The sequence below is a fragment of the Leptospira kemamanensis genome, from assembly GCF_004769665.1.
Lineage (GTDB): Bacteria > Spirochaetota > Leptospiria > Leptospirales > Leptospiraceae > Leptospira_A > Leptospira_A kemamanensis.
In genome coordinates this window covers 93,873-115,661 of record NZ_RQGG01000018.1, presented here as the reverse complement: position 1 = coordinate 115,661, position 21,789 = coordinate 93,873, and the positions used below count along the sequence as shown (strand labels likewise).

Annotated in this window: 21 protein-coding genes and 1 pseudogene; 18 read left to right on the top strand and 4 right to left on the bottom strand. The window is 37.5% G+C overall.

Annotated elements, in window-relative coordinates:
* The first annotated feature begins 18 nt into the window (after positions 1–18).
* The 5 genes from pheT (at position 19) to EHQ59_RS07305 (ending at position 6,650) form a co-directional block, all read left to right on the top strand.
* Positions 19–2,418, top strand: a complete 2,400-nt coding sequence (pheT, locus tag EHQ59_RS07325; RefSeq protein ID WP_135618796.1) for a phenylalanine--tRNA ligase subunit beta — start codon at positions 19–21, stop codon at positions 2,416–2,418.
* 47 nt (positions 2,419–2,465) lie between these two features.
* On the top strand, positions 2,466–4,427 hold the full coding sequence (locus EHQ59_RS07320) for a 7TM diverse intracellular signaling domain-containing protein (protein WP_135618794.1): 1,962 nt from the start codon (positions 2,466–2,468) through the stop codon (positions 4,425–4,427).
* A gap of 9 nt (positions 4,428–4,436) precedes the next feature.
* Positions 4,437–5,009 carry a gamma carbonic anhydrase family protein gene (locus tag EHQ59_RS07315; protein ID WP_135618792.1) on the top strand — a complete coding sequence of 191 codons (573 nt, stop codon included), beginning with the start codon at positions 4,437–4,439 and terminating at the stop codon, positions 5,007–5,009.
* Positions 5,010–5,092: 83 nt separating this feature from the next.
* On the top strand, positions 5,093–6,316 hold the full coding sequence (locus EHQ59_RS07310; RefSeq protein WP_135618790.1) for an MFS transporter: 1,224 nt from the start codon (positions 5,093–5,095) through the stop codon (positions 6,314–6,316).
* A complete protein-coding gene (locus EHQ59_RS07305; RefSeq protein ID WP_135618788.1) occupies positions 6,306–6,650 on the top strand; it encodes a DUF1330 domain-containing protein in 345 nt (114 codons plus the stop codon). The genes EHQ59_RS07310 and EHQ59_RS07305 overlap by 11 nt, the downstream gene beginning before the upstream one ends.
* Here EHQ59_RS07305 and EHQ59_RS07300 read toward each other — a convergent pair.
* Positions 6,647–7,156: an acyl-CoA thioesterase gene (locus EHQ59_RS07300; protein WP_135618786.1), complete on the bottom strand. Its 510-nt coding sequence runs from the start codon at positions 7,154–7,156 to the stop codon at positions 6,647–6,649. The genes EHQ59_RS07305 and EHQ59_RS07300 overlap by 4 nt on opposite strands.
* A gap of 89 nt (positions 7,157–7,245) precedes the next feature.
* Here EHQ59_RS07300 and EHQ59_RS07295 point away from each other — a divergent pair, with 89 nt between their 5' ends.
* Together EHQ59_RS07295 and EHQ59_RS07290 are read left to right on the top strand one after the other, a co-directional pair.
* Positions 7,246–9,138 (top strand): putative bifunctional diguanylate cyclase/phosphodiesterase, encoded by a 1,893-nt coding sequence (locus tag EHQ59_RS07295; protein ID WP_135618784.1) that lies wholly within the window; start codon positions 7,246–7,248, stop codon positions 9,136–9,138.
* Positions 9,139–9,269: 131 nt separating this feature from the next.
* Entirely contained in the window at positions 9,270–10,193 is a 924-nt protein-coding gene (locus EHQ59_RS07290; RefSeq protein ID WP_135618782.1) for a cation diffusion facilitator family transporter, read from the top strand.
* Positions 10,194–10,195: 2 nt separating this feature from the next.
* On the opposite strand, the gene EHQ59_RS07285 is transcribed toward EHQ59_RS07290, so the two are convergent.
* Positions 10,196–10,798: a glutathione S-transferase family protein gene (locus tag EHQ59_RS07285; RefSeq protein WP_135618780.1), complete on the bottom strand. Its 603-nt coding sequence runs from the start codon at positions 10,796–10,798 to the stop codon at positions 10,196–10,198.
* On the bottom strand, positions 10,782–11,438 hold the full coding sequence (locus EHQ59_RS07280) for a DAPG hydrolase family protein (protein WP_135618778.1): 657 nt from the start codon (positions 11,436–11,438) through the stop codon (positions 10,782–10,784). Before EHQ59_RS07280 ends, EHQ59_RS07285 begins: the two co-directional genes overlap by 17 nt.
* A gap of 130 nt (positions 11,439–11,568) precedes the next feature.
* On the opposite strand from EHQ59_RS07280, the gene EHQ59_RS07275 reads away from it, so the two are divergent.
* The 3 genes from EHQ59_RS07275 (at position 11,569) to EHQ59_RS07265 (ending at position 13,494) form a co-directional block, all read left to right on the top strand.
* Positions 11,569–12,231, top strand: a complete 663-nt coding sequence (locus tag EHQ59_RS07275; protein WP_135618776.1) for a TetR/AcrR family transcriptional regulator — start codon at positions 11,569–11,571, stop codon at positions 12,229–12,231.
* A gap of 61 nt (positions 12,232–12,292) precedes the next feature.
* Positions 12,293–13,033 carry a helix-turn-helix domain-containing protein gene (locus EHQ59_RS07270; RefSeq protein WP_135618774.1) on the top strand — a complete coding sequence of 247 codons (741 nt, stop codon included), beginning with the start codon at positions 12,293–12,295 and terminating at the stop codon, positions 13,031–13,033.
* Positions 13,034–13,077: 44 nt separating this feature from the next.
* Positions 13,078–13,494: a VOC family protein gene (locus tag EHQ59_RS07265; protein ID WP_244245432.1), complete on the top strand. Its 417-nt coding sequence runs from the start codon at positions 13,078–13,080 to the stop codon at positions 13,492–13,494.
* Positions 13,495–13,528: 34 nt separating this feature from the next.
* Here the strand turns inward: EHQ59_RS07265 and EHQ59_RS07260 are convergent, their stop codons facing one another.
* The gene (locus tag EHQ59_RS07260) at positions 13,529–14,638 is read right to left on the bottom strand and encodes an MltA domain-containing protein (protein WP_135618772.1); all 1,110 of its coding nucleotides are present in this window, start codon (positions 14,636–14,638) and stop codon (positions 13,529–13,531) included.
* 227 nt (positions 14,639–14,865) lie between these two features.
* Between EHQ59_RS07260 and rpmH the strand changes: the two genes are divergently transcribed.
* The 8 genes and pseudogenes from rpmH to EHQ59_RS07215 all read left to right on the top strand — a co-directional run bounded on the left by rpmH (position 14,866) and on the right by EHQ59_RS07215 (position 21,741).
* The gene (rpmH, locus tag EHQ59_RS07250; protein WP_081431642.1) at positions 14,866–15,027 is read left to right on the top strand and encodes a 50S ribosomal protein L34; all 162 of its coding nucleotides are present in this window, start codon (positions 14,866–14,868) and stop codon (positions 15,025–15,027) included.
* 26 nt (positions 15,028–15,053) lie between these two features.
* A pseudogene (rnpA, locus tag EHQ59_RS07245) lies at positions 15,054–15,359 on the top strand (ribonuclease P protein component); the annotation flags it as partial.
* The gene (yidD, locus tag EHQ59_RS07240; RefSeq protein ID WP_135618766.1) at positions 15,356–15,583 is read left to right on the top strand and encodes a membrane protein insertion efficiency factor YidD; all 228 of its coding nucleotides are present in this window, start codon (positions 15,356–15,358) and stop codon (positions 15,581–15,583) included. The pseudogene rnpA and the gene yidD, both read left to right, overlap by 4 nt.
* A gap of 3 nt (positions 15,584–15,586) precedes the next feature.
* Positions 15,587–17,536 carry a membrane protein insertase YidC gene (gene yidC, locus EHQ59_RS07235; protein ID WP_208652335.1) on the top strand — a complete coding sequence of 650 codons (1,950 nt, stop codon included), beginning with the start codon at positions 15,587–15,589 and terminating at the stop codon, positions 17,534–17,536.
* A gap of 28 nt (positions 17,537–17,564) precedes the next feature.
* Positions 17,565–18,296 carry an RNA-binding cell elongation regulator Jag/EloR gene (gene jag, locus EHQ59_RS07230; RefSeq protein WP_108960139.1) on the top strand — a complete coding sequence of 244 codons (732 nt, stop codon included), beginning with the start codon at positions 17,565–17,567 and terminating at the stop codon, positions 18,294–18,296.
* Positions 18,289–19,674 carry a tRNA uridine-5-carboxymethylaminomethyl(34) synthesis GTPase MnmE gene (mnmE, locus tag EHQ59_RS07225; RefSeq protein ID WP_135618764.1) on the top strand — a complete coding sequence of 462 codons (1,386 nt, stop codon included), beginning with the start codon at positions 18,289–18,291 and terminating at the stop codon, positions 19,672–19,674. The genes jag and mnmE overlap by 8 nt, the downstream gene beginning before the upstream one ends.
* A gap of 81 nt (positions 19,675–19,755) precedes the next feature.
* Positions 19,756–20,007: a hypothetical protein gene (locus tag EHQ59_RS07220; RefSeq protein ID WP_135618762.1), complete on the top strand. Its 252-nt coding sequence runs from the start codon at positions 19,756–19,758 to the stop codon at positions 20,005–20,007.
* Between the two features lie 72 nt (positions 20,008–20,079).
* The gene (locus EHQ59_RS07215) at positions 20,080–21,741 is read left to right on the top strand and encodes a hypothetical protein (protein ID WP_208652334.1); all 1,662 of its coding nucleotides are present in this window, start codon (positions 20,080–20,082) and stop codon (positions 21,739–21,741) included.
* Positions 21,742–21,789 lie beyond the last annotated feature (48 nt).

The window sequence follows — 21,789 nt, the reverse complement described above, 5'->3', positions numbered from 1 at the left end:
AACAAATAAGGATTTCTCTTGAAACTTTCAGTTGATTGGTTAAACGAATTTGCCCCTCTCGCCCAGATTCCGTTCGAAAAGGTTCTGGAAAAAATTAATACGTCCATTTGTGAAATTGACGATGTAGAAGAATTTAAATCCCACCTAACATCGGTGATCACTGTCAAAATCAAATCACTGGAAAAACATCCAAACGCAGAGAAATTACAAACGACCATCGCAACCGATGGCACAAAAGACTACCAAATTGTCACGGCTGCCACCAATGTCAATGTAGGAGACATTGTTCCTTTAGCTCTGCCAGGAACCAAATTGGATGGAAAAGAAATTTTAGATTCAGAACTACGCGGAGTTCGATCGCAAGGGATGTATTGCTCTGAAAAAGAATTGGGTATGGCTTTGGAATCATCGGGTGTTCTCATCTTTCCAAAGGATACAACTCTTGGTATTTCCGTTCGCAAATACTTCTTATGGGAAGACACCATTCTCACAATCGACAACAAGTCCATCACTCACAGACCTGATCTTTGGAATCATTTTGGATTTGCAAGGGAGCTTGCAAGCCAACTCCAAATTCCACTCCACCATTTTCCTCTCCAAGCAGATACAAAGTGGGAATCAGGAAACGATGGTCTGACAGTAGAAACATCTGAACATGCACATGCGTATTATGTTTGCTCCATCCAAAATGTAAACATCACTCAATCGATTCCCAAAATAAAATCTCGTCTTGAGAAATGTGGAATTCGTTCCATCAATAACGTGGTGGATGTGTCCAACTATCTTTTGTTAGAGCTTGGTCAACCCACCCATTTTTTTGATCGATCCAAACTCACAGCAACTTCCTTCACTGTATCCAAATCGAAAGCGGGTGATTCTTTAGCACTTCTAGATGATACATCACCTACCTTACAAGAGAATATCCTTCTCATCCAAAATGGAAACACAGCTGTTGCCTTAGCTGGTGTGATGGGTGGAAAAGATTCGGCAGTCACTGATTCCACAAAAGACATTGTCATGGAATCAGCTGTTTTCAAACGGGAAGATGTTCGTTTCACGATTCGTAAAACCAATATTCGTACAGAATCCGCAGTCCGTTATGAGAAAGGATTGGATTCTTATACTTGTTTACCGGTGATCAAACGTGCTGTTCAATTATTAAAAGAAAACGGCAATCCCAATATAAAGGTATTTACTCCACAAGGTTTTAACCATACGGAATCCAAAACCGTTACGATCGAAACGAACTTACAATTCCTTCGTCATAAACTTGGAAAAAAAATCACATTACCAGAAGTAACTGATATCTTACAACGATTAGGTTTTGCTGTCACAACCAAAGACGAATCCCTTTCCGTTGTCGTTCCCAAATACAGACACAACTATGATGTAACGATTCCCGAAGACCTCGTTGAAGAAATTGGTAGGACAATTGGTTATGCTTCGATTCGTACAGAAGCACTTTCCATGGCCGTAGAAACTCCGATTCGAAATCCACTCCGTGAGTTAGAAAGAAGAGTAAAACAATTTTTGGCCTTAGAAGTTGGATTCAACGAAGTATATAATTATTCTTTTGCTTCTGCGACCGATGCAAAACTCGAAGTGGGTTATGAATCTAGCTCGTTAAAAATTGCAAACGAGATGCCAGAAGACCATGCGTTTCTTCGAAACAGTTTGTATCCAGGACTCATCAAACAAGCCAAGTCAAACCAAGATCGTTTTGAATCTGTCAATTTGTTTGAATTGGGTAGAACCTATCACAAACAAGGAAATGGTCCTGAGTTAGCTGACGAAAAACGTTGGCTTGCCATCCTTTCTTTATCCAAACACAAACCAAATGACCTTTCTTCCATCGAACAAGAATTCCTCAGTTTACGAGAAACCATTACGGAACTATTTTTGTTTCTGAACTTACCCAACTTTGTTTGGTCAAAACAATCCAAATCCCATTTCCACCCAAATGCTAGTTTGGTTCTGCACTATGATGGAAAAGAAATTTTAGAACTTGGAATCCTTCATACTCGTTTTAGTGATCTCTATGATGTGAAACGACGTGTTCTGCTCGCAAAAATCAATATGGAAACCTTGGTTGAAATTTGGGAAACCCACGGAAGGAATTCACATTTCATTCCTCCTTCTCATTTCCCACAAGGCCAACTGGATCTCTCCTTACTTTTGAACGAATCGGAACCAACAGAATCCTTTGCCAACTTGGTGCGAACATTAAAGATCCCGGAATTGGAATCGGTTTATGTCCAAACCATCTTCCAAGGGGAATCTGTAGGGGAAGGGAAAAAATCGGTTACCTATCGTTTTCGACTTATGTCCTATGATAAAACCTTTACCCAAGAACGATTTAAGGAACTCTCGGACAGTTTGGTCACCACAGCAAAAGACAACGGTTATAGCTTACGATAAATTTGCTTTGACAAATCCCAATTTTTATTGGGAAATCATTCGAGTTTATGCGGTTCTTATTTTTGGTCATTCTATCGGGAAGTTTGTTTTCCTGTTCCCGATGGGAGATTCAAAAGTCCATCAGTGACGAAAGTTTTGTTCCCGAAAAAATCGATTATGTAATCCATTCCGGAACGGATCTCAATTCTCCTAAGTTACGATGGACACCTATTTTCAAAAACAATTTGAGTTTAGGATTTCAATCGGAACATGTTTATTTAAAAATCAAAGCCACAAACCATACATCCGTTCCAAAACTGATTTTGGATTTAGGCAATCCACATTTAGATTTTATCCGAGTGTATGAAGAAGGAAATCCAGAACCGATCAAGGAAGGTGGAGATTTCATTGCTCATTCTCATTGGGATGCATTTTCAAAATCCATTGCATTTGAACTCACTTGGCCTGTCGGCGAAACAAAAACCATTATTTTAGAAACAAAATCATCATCTAACATCAGTTACTTGATTCGATTTTATTCCAAAGAAACCTTTTATCTAAAAGAAAATTTGGAAAATACCATTCTTGGTTTTTTTTACGGCACCATTTTCATCATGGTGATTTATAATTTATTCATTTATTTTATATTAAAAGAAAAAGCATACATCACCTATTCCGTTTCTATTTTTTGTAATTTATTATTACAAATGTATCTAAATGGAATTTTGAATCAAATTTTCACGTTGGATCATCCTGAAATTCATAACCGAATTGGTAGTATCATCGTGACTTGTTCTGCTATCACAGGTTGGACCTTTGCCCAACAAACCTTGAATTTACGAGATTTTAACCCTTGGTCTCATCGTTTGATCCAATCCTTAAAATTTTTGGTATTGTTTTATATTTTAATTCCGTATGCCTATTTGCCAATTGAAATTGCAGTCCGAATCGGGAACTTTATAGCACAGTTATTCGTAGTATCCGTATTAGTTGTTGCGATTGTGAATTATAGCAGTGGGAACAAACAAGCTCGTTTGTTTTTGTTTGGTTGGAGTACCTTATTGTTTGGAATTTTGATGTATACATTGTTGCAAAACGGTGTCCTTCCTGTCAATGTATTCACCATTTATGGAAACCAAATTGGATCAACTTTAGAAGCAGGGATTTTGTCTCTCGCGCTTGCAAACAAAATCAATGAACTCAAAGAAGAAAAAGCAAAAACACAATCGGAAGCACTTGTCACTTTAGAAGAAAAGGTAAGAGAACGAACCAAAACCTTAGATGAATCTTTAAATCTCATCAAAAAGGATTTAAACGTCGCCAAAAAAATCCAAAAAACCTTATTCTCCGATATCAAAACAAGTGATCCGCGAATCCATTTCCATTCTTATTACCAATCCATGTCGGAAGTGGGTGGAGACTTTTATGACCTCACCCAAGTGAAAGCTGATTATTATCGAATTTTTGTGGCCGACGCGACAGGACATGGAATCCAAGCGGCTCTCATCACTATGGCGATCAAAGCGGAATATGAATCACTTAAAATGATTTATGATCATCCTGATGATTTGGTTTTTCATATGAACCAAATTTTTATCAATAAATACAGTAATATTCAAACAATTTTTACCTGTTCGGTTTGTGACATTGATTTAAAAAACAAACAGTTGTTTTATGCTTCTGCAGGACACCCCGATCAAATCCACCAAAGGATTTATGATATCAAACTTTTACCGAGAACGGGTAAAATCATTGGGCTTATGGACCATACTCAATACCGACTGATTGAACACCAAATTGAAGAAGGGGATCGAATCTTTTTGTTCACAGATGGAATCTTTGAACAGTTTAATGAGGAAAAGGAACTCTTTGGTGAAGATCGTTTGTATGAAATTTTGAAAGAAAACTTAAAACTAAGTTTAGACCATACAATGGCAAAAGTGTTAAGTGAACTGTCTTTGTTCACTGATGGAAACGCAAAACAAGACGACATTACATTTATCGGTTGCGAAATTCAAAGTCTAGGTTGACTTTGAACCATGTCATACAATCAAATTCCTCATTTTTCAAAACCATTCATCCATCCAAACGCCACTGCCTTTGGAATGATTGAATTTGGGACATCTGTTTCCATTTGGCCTGGTGCAGTCGTTCGTGCTGACATGAACCAAATCAAACTTGGTGATTTTGTCAATATACAAGACAATTCCACCCTACATACAGATTCCACAAGTCCTATATCGATCGGCGAATGGACATTAGTTGGTCATAATGTCATGATCCATGGTTGTAAAATTGGAAGAGCAGTTCTTGTAGGAATTGGTTCTGTTGTTCTCGACAATGCTGAGATTGGAGATGGATCTCAAATTGCCGCAGGTTGTATGATTCGTGGAGGAAAAAAAATCCCACCCCGATCTCTTGTGGTTCCCGATGGTTCTGATATTAAAATTTTCCCAGGAAAAGCAAAACCCGAATTAACAGTTGCAGGTTGTATTGAGTATGCTCATCTTTCCGTACGATTTGCACAAAATGTATTTGTACCTTTTCAAAAAGAAGAAGAAGTGCATTTTGTCAATCAGGCAAAAGAAATTTTGGCAAAACTTGGTGTTTAATTGCCTGTAACGTTTCAGAAAATAAATTGAAACGCGATAGTCTTGGTTCGTCAAGAATAGACCAAAATCGATGAAAACTTTATATGAATCAGATACTCAATAAAATCAAAGTACTCGGAATTTTTTCTCTTACCCAAACTGTTTTCCAAATTGGGACAGTGATGATTATGGCAGTCTCAGCCCTTGCAGGCCAAACCATTGCCCCTTCTCCAGAATCCGCATCCCTTCCCATTTCCTTTGTGATTTTGGGAACTCTCATTGGACTTGTGCCAGCTTCTCGGTTTATGAAATGGCAAGGAAGTAAATATGGATTATTACTTGGAACTTGTATTGGAATTTTAGGCGCAACACTTGCGACGTATGCCATTTGGGAAAAATGTTTTATTTTGTTTTCCATCGCACATTTGTTATTTGGTCTCCACCAATCCTTTATACAATACCTTCGCTTTGTGGCGATGGAGTCTGTACCATCACATGATCGAGCAAGTGCCTTATCTTGGATATTGATTGCAGGGATTCCTGCTGCTTTTCTTGGACCACTCGCTGGATTACAAGGAAAGGAACTATTTCCCACATCCTTATTTTTGGGATGTTATTTGATTTTAGTTGGTTCACTTACATTACAATTTCTGTTGATTTCCTTTTTGCCATCGCCAAACAAACGTCACACTGCCAATCAGATTTCGAAAAAAGAACCTTCCCCTAGAGAAACAGTGCGACCTCCCTCCTTTCATATCAAAAATTTAGGGCTTTGGGTATCGATTCTTTCCACGGCCTTTAGTTTTGGTCTCATGGCAATGCTAATGACTGCTGTTCCTGTGGCGATGAAAACCCATGGTCATGAAATGCATGCATCCACCTTGGTTTTACAATGGCATGTTTTAGGAATGTACATCCCTTCCTTTTTCTCTGGATTTTTAGTTCGCAAAATGACAGCTCCCTACTTGATCTTGTTAGGTGTCGTTGTTATGGGGTTGGAATCTCTTTCTGCGATCCAAGGAACAGAATTTTTACCATTTGCATTAGCACTGATCTTACTTGGTATTGGTTGGAATTTTATGTATGTAGGTGGAACAAACTTACTTGTGGAACAATACCATCCAGCTGAAAAAAACACAATTCAAGCTGTCAATGATACGATCGTATATTCGATCGCCATCCTTTCCACTTATAGTGCTGGTTATTTGGAACACAAAATTGGATGGTTATCTCTCAATTTAGTGAGTATACCCTTCTTAGTTTTTGTATCCATCGTAACACTGTATTACATCCAAACCAAAAGGAAATCACTTCATCATGGAATCTAAAGAACACAAGAAACAAAAAGAAATTTTATCATTTGAAACCATCGTAGGTCTTCAAATCAAAGATGAAAGTTTATATGCTGAATACCGAAACGCAATGAAAGGACTTTTGGAACAATATGAAGGTGGATTTCGGTATGATTTTAAAATTGCAGAAACTCTTAAGTCCGAAACCGAAAATCCAATCAACAGAGTTTTTCTCATCTATTTCAAAACCAAAGAAAAAAAACTTAGTTTTTTTGCAGATCCTGAGTATCAAAAAATCAGAGAAACGTATTTCGTACCATCTGTCGCCAGTACAACACAAATTGCCGCCTACGAACGATTTGTCGATTAAGGAATCTTTCGACTCGCTTTGATTTTGGCAGAAAATTCTTTTGCCATCTCAATACGCATTTTACCTTCCGCAAACCTGCGTTTTTCGAGATCTGTTTCTAAATGCAAAGGTGGAACACGTGCAGGTTTTTTGTTTTCATCCAAAGCAACAAACGAAAGATAGGCGGTCGTTGCCCGAACCATCTCACCGGTATATGGATTTTCTCGGTTCACTTGCACACCCACTTCCATCGATGTAGTACCCACATAATTGACCATTGCCTTCAAATTGACATGGTCTCCAATTTGGATGGGTGTGATAAAATTAATTCGATCGATGCTTACCGTAACTGCTTCTCTTCCGGAATGCCTTTGGGCAGCCATAACAGCAATTAAGTCAATCCAACTCATAATCGCACCACCAAACGCGGTTCCGTAATGGTTGGCATCATTCGGAAGAACTACATGTCGAGTTTCTACGGCTGATTCTTGTGGTGACTTGGGAGATAATTCATTAGGAGAGGACACAATGAGGATAACTTAGTCTTGACGTTTTGTTTCGAAAAGACTTTTTTAAACATGCCGCCTTTAGACAAATTTTGAAACTGTAGGACAAAATGGTTACAAACAAACGAAACTACGTCTACTGGTTAAAGTTCCGTAAAGATACGGGACCACTACTGAGACGATTTTTAATCGCTACTTCAGGTTTGTTTCTGGTAGCAGCCTGTTTGCATCTCATTCCTCTTTTCACAAACAAAGGAGATATTGATTTCTTATTCTTTGTTGTTGATTTAGGAATTTCCCTTTTATTTTTACTCGAGTATCTTCTGAAAAATAAAGTTCCTCTCTTTGTTCGGATTCTGACTTTGATTGGGTCTGCGATATTTATCTCTGTTTTATCCTTTTTCAGAAGTGGTTTGATGGGAACAGGTGAGATCTCTCTTGCCTTTATCATCATTTCCTTTTTTGTATTTTTACCACCCATCCCAAGTTTACTAGCAGCACTTTTGATCTGCAGTATTCCTCTCATTGTTGGAATCTCTGTTTATTTTTCCTTTTTAACATTCCCGGAAGAGTTAGGTTTGCGAAACCAAAGCCCGAGGGAATGGTATTTTAAATCTGTAAGTTTGGTTATATTCTCCATTCTTTCAGGTTTTTTAATCCAAAGACTCCGTGCCAAATTAATTAAAAATATTGTTTATCTCAAAGAATCGAGAGCAAAAATTCTTAAGTCAAACCAACACATCGACAAACTTGCATTTTACGATTCACTCACACAACTTCCTAATCGTTATTTATTTAAAACATTGATCCAAAATCGAATTTCCTTAGGGCAAAAAGATGTTTTTTTCTTACTCATCAATATCAAAGGAATCAAGGTCATCAACGCCTTACATGGAATTGGTTTTGGAGACCAAATCCTTTCCCTCATTGGAGATATACTAAAAGAATACACCAAAGAAAGACCGAATACCATAGTCGCAAGTTTAGGTGGAGATGAGTTCATCCTTTGGATTGAAAATTCATCCAAATCCAGAATTGAAGATGCGATTATCAAATTTGATTTGAATAACAACCAAACTCTAACTCCTGATCGATTGGGACATAGGCTCCAATACCGTGTTTCGGGAATTCAATTCCCAGAAGAAGCAAGTTCTTTAGACGAAGTCATTCGAAAACTTTCCATTGCAATGAATGTCGCACGCGAACATTCGATGAACCATTTAGTTTGGTTTGAATCCGAAATGGAAAAGAAAATCGAACGGGAACAAAAATTAAAAAACCAATTGGAAAAAGCAATTGAATCAAATGAATTCAAAATTGCTTACCAAGAAAAAGTGGACATCAAAACACATACCATTGTTGGTTTGGAAGCTCTGGCACGATGGAGTGTAAAAGAATATGGAGAAATTTCTCCTGAAGAATTTATACCCATCATCACAAAATCAGATATGATTGTTCCTTTTGGAAAAAACATCTTTCAAAAAGTGGTGAGCCAAATTCCAAATTTAATCCAATCGTATGGTGAAAATATTAAAATTTCGATCAATATCTCACCTATCTTCTTTTTATACCCTAATTTTAATGAATTCATCATTGATTATCTGAAAGAACAATCGGTAGATCCTAAAATTTTAATTTTTGAAATCACCGAAGATGTTTTTATCGATGAAATCGAAACCATTCAAAAAATTGTGAACTCACTGCGTTCCAATGGAATCTCCGTTTCGTTAGATGATTTTGGAAAAGGATATTCCTCCTTACATTATATGCAAAAAATTCAATTTGATGAATTAAAAATTGATAAATCTTTTTTAGATGACATCGCCATCTCCGATCGAAATTTTTTATTATTGGAATCGATTTGCCACTTAGCCGATTCTCTTGGGTTAAAAACCATTGCGGAAGGGATAGAAAGAGAAGAACAAATATTACATTTGAAAAAAACTTCCTGCCACATTGTACAAGGTTATATCTATTCAAAACCAATCATTCTATTTGAATGAAATAGGATGGTAATGGAACACCTTAAATTCGTTTTGAATGAAATTGAATTGCATCTTTAAGTTTTCCAATCTCCTTCCTCAATCTTTCTTTCCTAGTTGCCTCAAAGAGAGATCGTTTCTAGATTATCCGTATGGGACAAGGACACAATCATTCCAACCACCAAACGAGTCATAACGATCACTCACACCATCACACTTCTACATCCCAAAACTTAGCTTGGGCCTTTTTTCTAAATTTATTCTTTTCAATCTTTGAATTAGTTGGTGGAATTTATTCCAATAGCATCGCCATTATCTCGGATGCATTCCATGATTTTGGGGATGCTCTCTCTCTTACCTTTGTTTGGTATTTACAAAAGGTTTCCACAAAACCGATCGATCGGCATTTTGATTATGGTTATAAACGATTTTCCATCTTAGGTGCTCTGATTATTTCAGTTTTATTATCCGTGGGTTCTGTTTTAATGATCATTGAATCGATCAAACGTTTCATCACACCAGCAGAGTCAAAAGCAGATGTCATGTTTGTATTGGCCGTTGTCGGTGTAGTTGTGAATGGAATAGCCATGTTTCGTTTACACCACGGAACCAGTTTTTCAGAAAAGGCAGTGTATCTTCATTTTGTTGAAGATATATTAGGATGGATTGCCGTTCTTTTGGGCAGTGTCTGTATGTATTTTTGGGATGTACCTTGGCTTGATCCTATGATGTCACTCGGAATCGCAATTTGGATTTTATACAATGCGTATGGAAATACCAAACAAGTGATGCGCATTTTTTTACAAGCAGTTCCAGTATCTCTCAATCGATCCAATTTGATCGAACGATGGAATCAAATCCAAGGTGTGAAGTCAGTTCATGATATCAAAGTTTGGAGTTTGGATGGAAACCATCATGTTGCTTCTCTCCATGTTTTGATTGAAAAAAAAGTAAAGATAGGTGAATTCCAAAAGATCAAAGAAAACATTCGAAACATTGCTTCTGAGTTTGAAATCATCCATACGACAATCGAAATCGAAACAGACGAAGAAAAATGTAATCTACATTACCAATGAAATTATACTGATTTCATCGGTTGGAATCGATTTAATTCTTTAATCCTTTGAATCCAGTTCAGGATATTCGGATACTTTGATAGTTCAAATCCACCTTCATGAGCCACATGCGTATATGCAAATAAACTAATATCAGCGATGGAAATATGATCTCCTACCAAAAAAGAGGTTTTACCCAATTGTTGTTCCATGACCTGTAGCGCTTTGTGCCCACCTACTTGTTTGGATTCGTATTCCAAACGTCTCTCTTTTGGAATGCTTAAATAGTGCTGGATAAACCTTGCTACTGCAATATAGGGTTCGTGGCTGTATTGTTCAAAAAACTGCCATTGTAACACCTTGGCTCTTTCAAATGGATCTTTTGGGACAAGCTCACTTCCCTCTGCCAAAAAATTCAAGATCGCATTTGATTCGGATAATACTCTTCCATCTTCTAATTCAAGAATGGGGATTTTGCCATTGGGATTTAATTTTAGAAATGATTCGGTTCTCGTATCACCATTTTTAATATCTAATTCAATCCATTCATATGGAATGTTCAATAGAGAGGCAACTAACTGAAGTTTGTAACAATTACCCGATTGGCTATCACCGTAAAATTTCATTTTCTTTCCTATAGAGCTCTGGCAAAAAATTTTGGAACTGACCTACTTCCTCAATATTGTGTTTGATCCATGCGTGTCCATGTTTTCGATCAAAAAATAAAAATTCAAATATGGTTCGAAGCAAACGAAATGAATTTCCTTTCCAACCTACAATTAAACAATTTTCATAATATGTTCCATCCTTTATTTCTTGGAAACGATATTCCATACGTGCGAGTGGAAATATTCCATATAACTTGGGATTGTGAATAAATCCAGTTTCATCTAACTGTTCGATGGGACTAATTACATTCACTAAATATCTTTTTTTCCTTCCTAAGTATTCAACGATTCGAAGGACTGCGCCAGGACGAATCAGACCTGAGTCATTTCGTTTTTCATAACTAACATGTACATGATCTTCAGGATGCCAAACATGATACCGATCATACAATTTACCTTGGTATTCGATTTCTCCTTCCAAATGTTGAAACCACCAGACTAACATTTTTGGAGATACTCCTGCAAGGATTTCATGTCTGATCCAGTATTTGATCCTACCATCGTCTAAAATTTCCCGACCATATTCCGCCGAATCCAAGGATTTTTTAATCCAAGTGATACCACGATTCGGAGGTAAACCCAGTTTTACATATTTCATAATCTAATCCTTTTAGTATAGTATATACTATACTTAGTAATTATCATTGTAAAGTAAATACTATACTAAAAATCAATCGAAAAAAAACCACACTTGTTAAAAATGTTTCCAAACGAGTAAAAACCATCGAATGAAATTGACCTTAAAACTGCTACAAAATGAATTTGAAGCATACAAAAACCCACAATCTGAGAAGGAAAAAGATATCGTTAGTGCAGCAGAAGATATTTTTGCAGAATTAGGATTTAGTGGGGCAACTACGGCAGAACTCGCTAAGCGTGCTGGAACTACAGAACGTACTTTATTTAAATATTTTCCTAGTAAAAATGACTTATACAAACGAGTCTTAGCTGGTCTATTACTTTCAACGATATTACCAAATCACATGTCAGATTTAAAAGAACGAATCCAAACTCCCAATGCAAACTTTAAAAATTGGTTTATTTCGATCCTAAAAGCAAGATATGACGCCGTGGCGAAAGAACCAAAAAAACTGAAACTTTTACTGGGTGCAATTCTTACTTCCAAAGATTTCGCCGAGATTTTTGGACAATTATGGAAAACCAATTTGTATGATACTTCAGTGGAAACATACCGAAGGTTTCAAGAAAAGGGTGAGATTAGAAGTGATTTAGACCCAAATCAAATTGTCAGAGCCTCCTTTAGTTTAGGAGCGAGTTTTATCATCACAAAATTTATTTTAGCACCTAAGTATCCAATCGATGTTGATACAGAAATTGAATCCCTATTTGAAATTTTTTTCCAAGGAATTTCGAATCAAAAAGATTCATAATTGATTTAGAATATCCTTTTTAAAATGTCTAAATGGCAATAGTTTTCAGTAGTAAAATTTTATGTACGATCCGATCAAAGATGGAATCCATAAAAAATTTGATTCTGTTCAATTCAATGAAGTGAATCCGCCGAAAGAATTAGAATCCATGATTCATTCCTATTGGGAAATCAAATCGAATGCCATTCTAAATGAAGATTTTATCCTCCATGTGATTCCTGACGCTTGCGTCAATGTTCTCTTAAATTTATTGGATACCAAGATTGCTGCTATTACTATGAGAAAAACCGAATACGTGGCACTCAACTTAGGAAAATCGTTTCACTATGCTGGGATTCAGATTTTACCAGGAATGTGGCAAGGAAATCCAAAGGAAATACTCTCAGGTTTTGTAGATCGACCTTATCATGGAAACTTACCACTAGTGGAAACAGCCAACCAATTATTACAATTAGAATTTGCAGAATTTTATCCCGTTTTTACTAACCTAGTTAAGACATTAATGAAACAAGGGTTCGTTCAGAAAAACAATTTGGTCGGCATAATCTTAGAAAATTTGGATGAGATTGAGTCTGTGGAGGATATGGCAGCCTATGGAAATTTATCTCCCAGACAATTACAAAGAAAAATCAAACAAACGACAGGTTTCTCTCCCCATGATTTATTAAAAATCCTACGTTTACAAAAAGCATTTAAAGGCCATTATCTAGATTTTTATACAGACCAATCCCATTTCATCCACTCCTTTCGAAAAATCACAGGATACACACCAAAAGAATATTTTAAACACTTCGATGTCTGATTTATACAATCCTAACTTTCAAATATGAAGTAAGGTAAGTCATCATGAAATCAATCGTTTTCGTGATGGAGGATAATGAAATGACAAAAACAAATGCGATTGGCTGGTTTGATCTCTATGTAAAACAATTAGATAGGGCGACAAAATTTTATGAAAACATATGCCACCAAAGATTAGAAGATTTAATCGATCCTACTGGTGAAACAAAAATGAAAGTTTTTACTTCCGATATGGCACTCTATGGTTCTTCTGGTGCATTAGTGGAATCAAAATACCAAAAACCAGGGTTAGGTGGAACTATGGTTTATTTTAGTGTTGAAGATTGTTTATTGGATGAAAAAAAATTGAAATCCTTTGGAGGAAAACTAATTCGGCAAAAGTTTTCCATAGGAAACTTTGGATTTGTATCCATTTGTGAAGATTCGGAAGGAAACCAAATAGGACTCAGTTCCATGAAATGAATTCGGTTGTCCTATTGACTTGGATTGCCGGCGGTTACATGCTATCGGATGAACCTTTTGGCAGTCCTTTTTTTCTGGGTACTAGTAATACCACTTTTCCTTTTGTAGATAAATGGTTTGCTACCTCATCAATTCCTGTTTCATTCCCTAAGTAAAAATCGACTCTCCCTTCCCCTTGGATGGCATTCCCTCGATCGTGCACAAATGCCAGATGGTCATGATATGTCTGTTTGGTGGTTTGAAAACTGACAAGGACAGGAAACCCTAGAGGAACTTGTTTGTCCATGGCAACCGAACGTTCTTTGACTAGCCGAATGCCACCACTGCCCAAGGGTCCAATAGGAATCGAATTTGGTTTCCGAATTTGTAGTATCTCCTTTTCAAAAAAGATATACCTTGGATTTTTCAAAATCGCATCAGTCACTTCTTTAGGATTTGTTTCCATACATTGAGAAAGATGATAAGGTTTTAAACTGGGACAAACTCCTGTTAAATGAAGAGAAGGACTCATATAATCCAAACCATTGTCTGCCGCATAATTGATGCGAAATGTTTCTTTTGTTTCCGTTTGGATCAGAGCCGAACCTTCCAATTGTGCTAAATGTAAGTCCGTTAAAGTAAGAAATACGATCGGATGTGAGAATGATTTCCAATTTGATTCTTCTTTCCAATACTCTCTTGGATAGGATTTGCTATCGATCGAATTGGAATTTTGTTTTGGTGGAACTAGTGCAGGATAAACAAACCTTCCCTTTGGTTTTGTTCGCCCTTGGATCCGAACTTCATAGTAGCCAGTGATGTGAGGAAGTTCTTCTCCCGTTTTCAATTCTACCTCTTGGAATTCTTTTCGCAGTTCTTTCTGAATTTCCGATTCTCGTTGGGAAACCATTCGTTTTTGAATTCGTTGCAGTGGGTGTAAGATTTCACTGGGAGTATAAGTTTCTCCTTGGATTTGGAATTTTGTTTCCGGAGGGAGTTTTTCTAAGTATTGGATGGATTCTTTTATGGCCAGCTGCAACGAGGAATGTTCCCATTCTTTGGTTGAGTGAAGAGAACGAGATTTTGTAGGCCTTGCATCTAACGCAAAGTTAGTGGAAAATAAACCGAATCCCAAAAGAAGAGAACCCATCAGAATCTCTCTCATTTCTTCCTCTTTTGGTAGGATATCTGCATTTAGCTCTATCCTTCTTGTCTGATAAGGAAAGCGAGAAGAGTTTTCGAAAGGAATGTGTATAAAAATAGTCTTATGTCACATAAGCACCTGGCAGTCCAATCATTTTTCCCAATTCCCCTTGACTTCCATGGGGGTACCAAAAACCTTTCAAAAGACCTCATATTTTTGCGATCATATATAGATAAATTAGGTGTTTCATGAAACGTACATTCCAACCGAGTAAAATTAAACGCGTGAGAACTCACGGATTCCGAGCCAGAATGGCTACCCCAGGCGGAAGAAATGTGATCGCGAACCGAAGAAGAAAAGGACGCGCTAAGTTGACTGTTTCCGACGAAAAAATCGGGAGAAAGTTCTAATTTAGGAGCTTCCTTCGGAGACCCTTCGCGACCAAACCAGGATCCAGGAACTCTTTCGTCAGAATCGAAAAATGGGCAGGCCACCACTTCGTTGGCTTGTTCGGAAAAACGGCCTTCCTTTTGCCAGTTTTTTATTTTGCCCCGATAAAACTCACAAAACTGCCGTTCTCCGCAACCGTTCGAAACGAATCCTCAGGGAACTGGTTCGGAAACATATACCTGTATTACCAGTAGGATACGATTGTGCCTTACTCGTCCAGGTAGGTTTTGCGAAATTATCTAAGGAAGACCGAGAGGCACTTTTCCTTTCGGCTCTAAAACAATTCCCATGAATCGGCTGTTTTTAGTTCTCATTTTTCTCTACAAAAAACTAATTTCACCTCTTTTACCGCTGTCATGCCGATTCACTCCTAGCTGTTCTGAATACGCCAAACAAGCGTTTGAGACCTATCCATGGTACAAAGCATTTGTTCTGAGCATCGTTCGAATTTCTAAATGCCACCCGTATCATGAAGGTGGACATGACCCTTTACCGAAATCTTATAACAAGAGTTAAACTATGCAAAACGATACCAACAACAGACAAGGTCGCTTATTCCTCGCTTTATTTTTAAGTTTAGCAGTATGGATGGGGATTAATTATTTCTTTTTCCCACCACAACCTCCTAAACCAAAAACCGTTGATGAAACTGCCAAAACAGAAGGAACTGATAAAGACAAAACAGTAACTCCTGATCCAAAAGCAGAAATCAAAAAAGCCACGACCGAATCACCTAAACTAAAACCAGTCAAACCAGAAGAGGAAAAAAAGTTCTCACTCAAAACTGATTCCTTTTTAGTACGTTTCTCTAGTTTAGGGGGAAGGATTACTGAATACTACATCAAAGACCATAAAGAACCAGATGGTTCCGAATTTGTGATCGCAAAAGATCCGAAATTCCAAATCGAATTTGATGGCCAAACAGAAAAAGCTGTGGAACTTACAAGAGGACAAGGTTTTGACTTCAACATCATTGAAGACAAAGACACCATTCCTTTTTCTGCATATAATCTAGTTAACTTTAGCTCTAGTTACAATGCAGAAACAAAAACTGTTATCTTCGAAGCACCATCGCTTGATGGTAAATTTACAATTCAGAAAAAGTTTCAATTTTTCCCTTCTGAAAACTATTTTAAGTTTCACTTAACTTTAAAAAACAGAACGGCAGAAACCATTCACATCTCTCCTACAAAGTCTGATGTTTACTTTCGTTCCTTTGGTTCCCTTGGTCCTATCTTAAAGAAAAAAGAAGACTTCAACGATAGAGACAATGCACATTATTTCCGTTACTATTATTTAGATGGAAGTTTCAAAGACCATATCGATGGAACCACCACTCAAGGATTTTTTGACAATCTTTTGGGTTCCAATGAAGGAAAAGACACTCGTTATGAAATCAAAAAAGGTTCTAACGACAAAGTGGACTTTGTAGGTACAGGAAGCCGTTATTTCATTGGTGTAATTGACCCACTTGATGATAAACCAGCCGGTGTCCTCTTAGATAACCGAAAAGGAAATGAAACAGGTGTGCTTCTTGTATATGACAACTGGAAACTTGGTCCAGGCGAAGAAGTAAACTTAGATTATGCGGCTTATGTTGGTGTTCGAGAGCTCGATGGAACAGCCTTCCGAGATAGCAAACTCGATCCAAAAATCAACAAAGACTCTGTATTTGCAGGCCTTAGTGAATCACTTGATAAATCCTTTAACCAAGGGATTACAACTCCACTGAGAAACGGAATTGTTTGGATCTTAAAAAAGATCTACTTAGTAATTCCAAACTACGGTTGGGCGATTGTGATTTTTGCCATTTTGTTCAAGTTAGCATTTTATCCATTGAACAAAAAACAAGCTGAGTCGATGAAAAAGATGCAAGAGTTATCTCCGCAAATCAAACTCATCAATGAAAAATATGCGGATGATCCAAAACTCAAACAAGAGAAAACGATCGAGCTTTATAAGAAAAACGGAACCAATCCAATGGCCGGTTGCCTTCCAATGCTCATCCAAATTCCGATCTTTATCGCACTTTATACGGCTTTCTCAGATACAGTAGACCTTTGGAATTCACCTTTTCTTTGGATCAAAGATTTGAGTGAACCAGACACAGTTTTTACCACTCCGAAATTAGCATTCATTGGTGCACTTGCGATCAACATCCTACCACTCATCATGGTAGCAACTCAAGTGGTACAATCCAAAATGACAACTGTCTCAACGGATCCAAACCAAAAGATGATGATGTATATGATGCCAGTCATCATGTTATACTTCTTCTGGTCAATGCCAGCAGGGGTGACAATGTATTGGACGATGCAAAACATTTTATCCATCGCTCAACAAATTTACACAAATAAGTTTGTCAAAACAGAAAACAAAAAACCAACTCCAAGCGGACCGGCGCCTGCTAACAACGCTTCTGCGGTTGCAAGACCAGGTTTTAGAAACCAAAACAAAAAGAAGAAATGAAATCATTGTTTAACAAGGAAGATCACAGATGAATAATTACATTTTCGAAGCCGAAGGAAAAACGAAAGGGGAAGCAGAGGATTTTACTCTCGAAACCCTTCGTCTCCAAGCAGGCGATTTACGTTTCGAAGTCGTAGATTCCGGAAAGTCAGGCTTTTTGGGAATCACACAAAAAAAACCAGCCGTTGTACGCGCGTTTGTTGCTAACAACGATATCCCTTCTGAAAAAATCATACACGGAGTGATCATCACCATTTTGAAAAAAATGGGGATCCCCGCAGAAGTAGTGGGAATGGGTGATGTAGACGGAAAAATTTATGTCGAACTCACAAGTAAAGAGTCTGGACTTATCATTGGAAAACGTGGAGGTACATTAGATTCTCTTCAATTCCTCCTCAACTTAATGGTAGATCCAAAAATCCGACACAATCGCAAAATTGTATTGGATATTGAATCTTACCGCGACAAACGCGAGTTATCTCTGATTCGATTGGCAAAATCTGTTGCCGCTTCTGTAATTAAATCAGGAAGATCGAAACTACTTGATCCAATGAATCCTTTTGAAAGAAGAATTGTTCATATGGCAATCCAAGAAGACGAAAGAGTTTTCACAAGATCAGAAGGAAACGGAACTTTCAAACGTGTTCGTGTGATCTCTGCAAAAGAAAAACACAAATACAAAGATTTGGAAGATCCTTCTAAAAAAGGTCTGCCTGTCGAAGACTTTGCTGATGGAGTAGACCAAGAAGATCTTGATTGATACCATTGCGGCATTGTCCACAGCCCAAGGTCCCGGAGCGATTGGTATCCTTCGGGTCTCGGGTTCTTTGGTTTTGCCCATCTCCCTTGCCGTATTAGAAAAAAACGGAAACCCCCTCACCGAAACTTTTATCCAAAACCAAAAACGTTCTGCCATTTTTTGTGACTTCGTCGAAAATGGAAAACCCTTAGACCAAATTGTATTTCTTTATTTTCCAGCACCTAACTCCTATACAGGTGAGGATTTAGCAGAATTCCACTTACACGGAAATCCTATTTTATTAAAACGAGCCCTCCATGTCCTTTTGGAGAAGGGTGCAAGACCAGCACAGAAAGGTGAATTTACAAAACGAGCTTATCTCAATGGAAAAATCAATTTGTCTGGTGCAGAAGCCATCAGTCGACTCATTGAAGCAAGATCCAAATATGAATTGGAACTGGCTCAAAAAAACGTATTTGGTGAAATCACAAAATTAAGTTCCAAAATCCGTAGTGATTTGATTTCACTCAAAGCTGAATGCGAAGCAGAAATAGATTTTTCAACGGAAGATTTAACATTCGAAAGTTTAGAACAAAGAAAAAACAGAATGTTGGATTTAAAAAACTTATGTTCTAAATTAATCAAAGATTCGGAACGAGCAGAATCCTTTATTTTACAATCGACTGTTGTTTTATATGGCGAACCTAATACGGGTAAGTCGAGCCTGATGAATGTACTCATTGGGAAAGATCGTTCCATTATCTCGGATGTTCCTGGCACAACTAGGGATTATATCGCAGAAGAATTGAGTTTGGATGGAATCCCCATCCGACTGGTGGACACTGCCGGCATCAGGGAAACGAATGACAACATTGAACAAATGGGCATTGAACGAAGCAAACGAGAAGCAGACAGTGCGAATGTAAAATTATTTCTCATTGATACATCTCTTCCTTTTGAAATACAATCCTTTCTTTCCAAACACAAAGAACGTTTGTTTGGTTCCTTGATCGTTGCCAATAAAATTGATCAGAAACATCCTTCATGGCAAAGGGAATCGATGTTGGAGCTCCAAAAAGAGTTTCAAATTACCATCTCAGAAATTTCCTGCAAAACCAAAGAAGGGATCCCAGAATTATTAGATTTGTTAAAATCAAAACTCACCTCAAAGGATGACACCGAAGATTTGGTTTTATTAGAGGACAGACAACGTTATCACATTCAAAAAATTGAATCCTGTCTCTCTGAATCCATTCAATTGATGGAAAACAATGCACCTGCTGAAATTTATATCCAAGAAATTAATGTGGCACTGCAAGAAATTGGGCAAGTCAATGGAATGGTTGAAAATGAGGAAATTCTGGGGCGAATTTTTAGCAAATTTTGTGTCGGAAAATAATTCCTTTCGGATTGAAAATTAAATCTTGTATATTCACCGAATTAGTATCTAATTGGTCGCACATTCGATACGAGGTAAAAAATGAAAAAATTTCTTGTGATTCTCACTCTTTTCTCTTTCAGCAGTTTTGGTTTGTTTGCTCAAACAGAGGCAGACGAAGAACCAACTATGCAAACAGAAGAAGCTTCTGAAACCGTTAAACCTAAAAAAGATAAAATGAACAACAAAGACGGTGAGAAAAAAGAGAAAAAGAATAACAAAAATGGCGATAAAAAGGCTAAAAAAGCTAAGAAAGCCAAAAAAGAGAAAAAAGCTAAGAAAGACGCTGAGTAATTCTAACTTTATTTTCAATGGAAAAACCCCTGATTCCAGGGGTTTTTTTATGTCTAAATCACGACCGCAATTATGATCCATCACAAAATCCTTCTCTCATCCATCTTCGTTCTCGTAACGATACTCCAATGTAAATCTACTCCATCCGAAACAGCAGTTTTCAATCTGCCGAGTCAGGTCAGCTTCCAACTCAAACTGACAAACATTCCTAAAGAGATGAATGGCGAATCGATTTCGTTTTCTTACACTTTTTATCTCTGTCCCGATCACAAGGCTAAGGACTGTTATTCTCCGATCTTGGAAAACCAATATGAGTTAGGAAAAATTAAATCCAATTTTGCCAGTTTGAAACTGAACCAATCGTTACCAAAGGAATGGACTCATCTTGCCATTCGCATACGTGGGATCGAAAAAATACAGGGCAAATTTTCTCCAGGCCATAATCCATATTGGTATTCTCCCGAAGAGATTCATAAATTAGGTCCAAACATCACAAAAGAATTCCGTTTTGTAAGCCAAGAGAATAAAATCCCAAACCGAATTCAGGAAACAATTGCCAAAACATTTGCACCAATTCTTGTTTTTCACAAAGATAAAAAACACTTACCATCTAACATTGAAAAGTATTCCAAATTCTTTGCCAATAAAGAATACCCACTTCCCGAGAAAGACCTTCGCCGAAAAACAATCGGTCAAAAAACTTGGAACTATGTGGATTTTCCGGATTTTTTACCAACACAAAATCCAACGCATTTGTACTATCACGTTCGGTATGCGGAAACAACAGTTTCAGGAACTCAATATACCGCCTTACCTGGATTTCGCGATAATACTAACTATTGGTATGAAGTTGGTAATGGTGATATGGTTGTCTCTTACTATATTTGGTATGATTGGAATGAAGGCCCAACCAAATTCGGGAATGTCCACCAAGGTGACTTGGAATCATATGCCCTACTCATTTCAAAAAATGGAAAACCAAAACGAATTTTACTCACAGGCCATAACCATATCTTACTCGATACGGACTTCCGAAATATCAATTCAGTAAACAATCATCCGATTTTATATGTGGCAAAAGGAAATATGGGTGCTGATGGTGGAAACCCTACGTCCGCTTATGGTGGTTATACGGTAAAACTCAATGCAGGGAACTTTTTATTCAATTATATTTCTGATCCATGGGATGTGTTTCCCACATTTGATCCTAAGGAATCTATACTCATCGTTCCAACAGATCTTTCTGATAAAGAATTAACATCCGTAAAGATTGGACCAGGTACTCTTAACCCAAAAGGAAAAACTCAACAAATAAACCATGACTCGAATGAATTGAGTCATGATGAAATTGCAAATGGGCAGCTAAACCAAACTCCTACACAATTTGTGGATGCTCGTCGAATGGTCAAACAAAGGATCGAGAAATTAGTGATGTGGGAAGAACCAGGTTGGGTAAACCAAACCTCGGTGGAAGATCCAGATGGACACCATCGCGTTGAACCAACTCTATCATCTTTCTTTCAGTTCCAAGGAAGGCTTGGCAAACACCCAAGGACTGTCTTAAAAATTGGCGAACTGAAACAATATGGGGAATCTCCAGAGAATGCACCATTCAAAACCAACATCGAACAACATTATACCTTTGAACGGCCACAGTCTGATAGAAACCATACCGACCGAGACGGAAATTATGGTCCTAAATTTTACGGAGATGATTCCACACCTCAAAAATGAAAGTCAGAATCATAAAACTCGAGTTACCTACTCTGATCCAAAGGTTCT

What these genes read in the sequence shown, in the direction of transcription:
- EHQ59_RS07320 (WP_135618794.1), top strand. Translation starts at nt 2,466, where the DNA reads ATGCGGTTCTTATTTTTGGTCATTCTATCGGGAAGTTTGTTTTCCTGT.
- EHQ59_RS07315 (WP_135618792.1), top strand. Translation starts at nt 4,437, where the DNA reads ATGTCATACAATCAAATTCCTCATTTTTCAAAACCATTCATCCATCCA.
- EHQ59_RS07310 (WP_135618790.1), top strand. Translation starts at nt 5,093, where the DNA reads ATGAATCAGATACTCAATAAAATCAAAGTACTCGGAATTTTTTCTCTT.
- EHQ59_RS07305 (WP_135618788.1), top strand. Translation starts at nt 6,306, where the DNA reads ATGGAATCTAAAGAACACAAGAAACAAAAAGAAATTTTATCATTTGAA.
- EHQ59_RS07295 (WP_135618784.1), top strand. Translation starts at nt 7,246, where the DNA reads ATGGTTACAAACAAACGAAACTACGTCTACTGGTTAAAGTTCCGTAAA.
- EHQ59_RS07290 (WP_135618782.1), top strand. Translation starts at nt 9,270, where the DNA reads ATGGGACAAGGACACAATCATTCCAACCACCAAACGAGTCATAACGAT.
- EHQ59_RS07285 (WP_135618780.1), bottom strand. Translation starts at nt 10,798, where the DNA reads ATGAAATTTTACGGTGATAGCCAATCGGGTAATTGTTACAAACTTCAG.
- EHQ59_RS07280 (WP_135618778.1), bottom strand. Translation starts at nt 11,438, where the DNA reads ATGAAATATGTAAAACTGGGTTTACCTCCGAATCGTGGTATCACTTGG.
- EHQ59_RS07275 (WP_135618776.1), top strand. Translation starts at nt 11,569, where the DNA reads ATGAAATTGACCTTAAAACTGCTACAAAATGAATTTGAAGCATACAAA.
- EHQ59_RS07270 (WP_135618774.1), top strand. Translation starts at nt 12,293, where the DNA reads ATGTACGATCCGATCAAAGATGGAATCCATAAAAAATTTGATTCTGTT.
- EHQ59_RS07265 (WP_244245432.1), top strand. Translation starts at nt 13,078, where the DNA reads ATGAAATCAATCGTTTTCGTGATGGAGGATAATGAAATGACAAAAACA.
- EHQ59_RS07260 (WP_135618772.1), bottom strand. Translation starts at nt 14,638, where the DNA reads ATGAGAGAGATTCTGATGGGTTCTCTTCTTTTGGGATTCGGTTTATTT.
- rpmH (WP_081431642.1), top strand. Translation starts at nt 14,866, where the DNA reads ATGAAACGTACATTCCAACCGAGTAAAATTAAACGCGTGAGAACTCAC.
- yidD (WP_135618766.1), top strand. Translation starts at nt 15,356, where the DNA reads ATGAATCGGCTGTTTTTAGTTCTCATTTTTCTCTACAAAAAACTAATT.
- yidC (WP_208652335.1), top strand. Translation starts at nt 15,587, where the DNA reads ATGCAAAACGATACCAACAACAGACAAGGTCGCTTATTCCTCGCTTTA.
- jag (WP_108960139.1), top strand. Translation starts at nt 17,565, where the DNA reads ATGAATAATTACATTTTCGAAGCCGAAGGAAAAACGAAAGGGGAAGCA.
- EHQ59_RS07220 (WP_135618762.1), top strand. Translation starts at nt 19,756, where the DNA reads ATGAAAAAATTTCTTGTGATTCTCACTCTTTTCTCTTTCAGCAGTTTT.
- EHQ59_RS07215 (WP_208652334.1), top strand. Translation starts at nt 20,080, where the DNA reads ATGATCCATCACAAAATCCTTCTCTCATCCATCTTCGTTCTCGTAACG.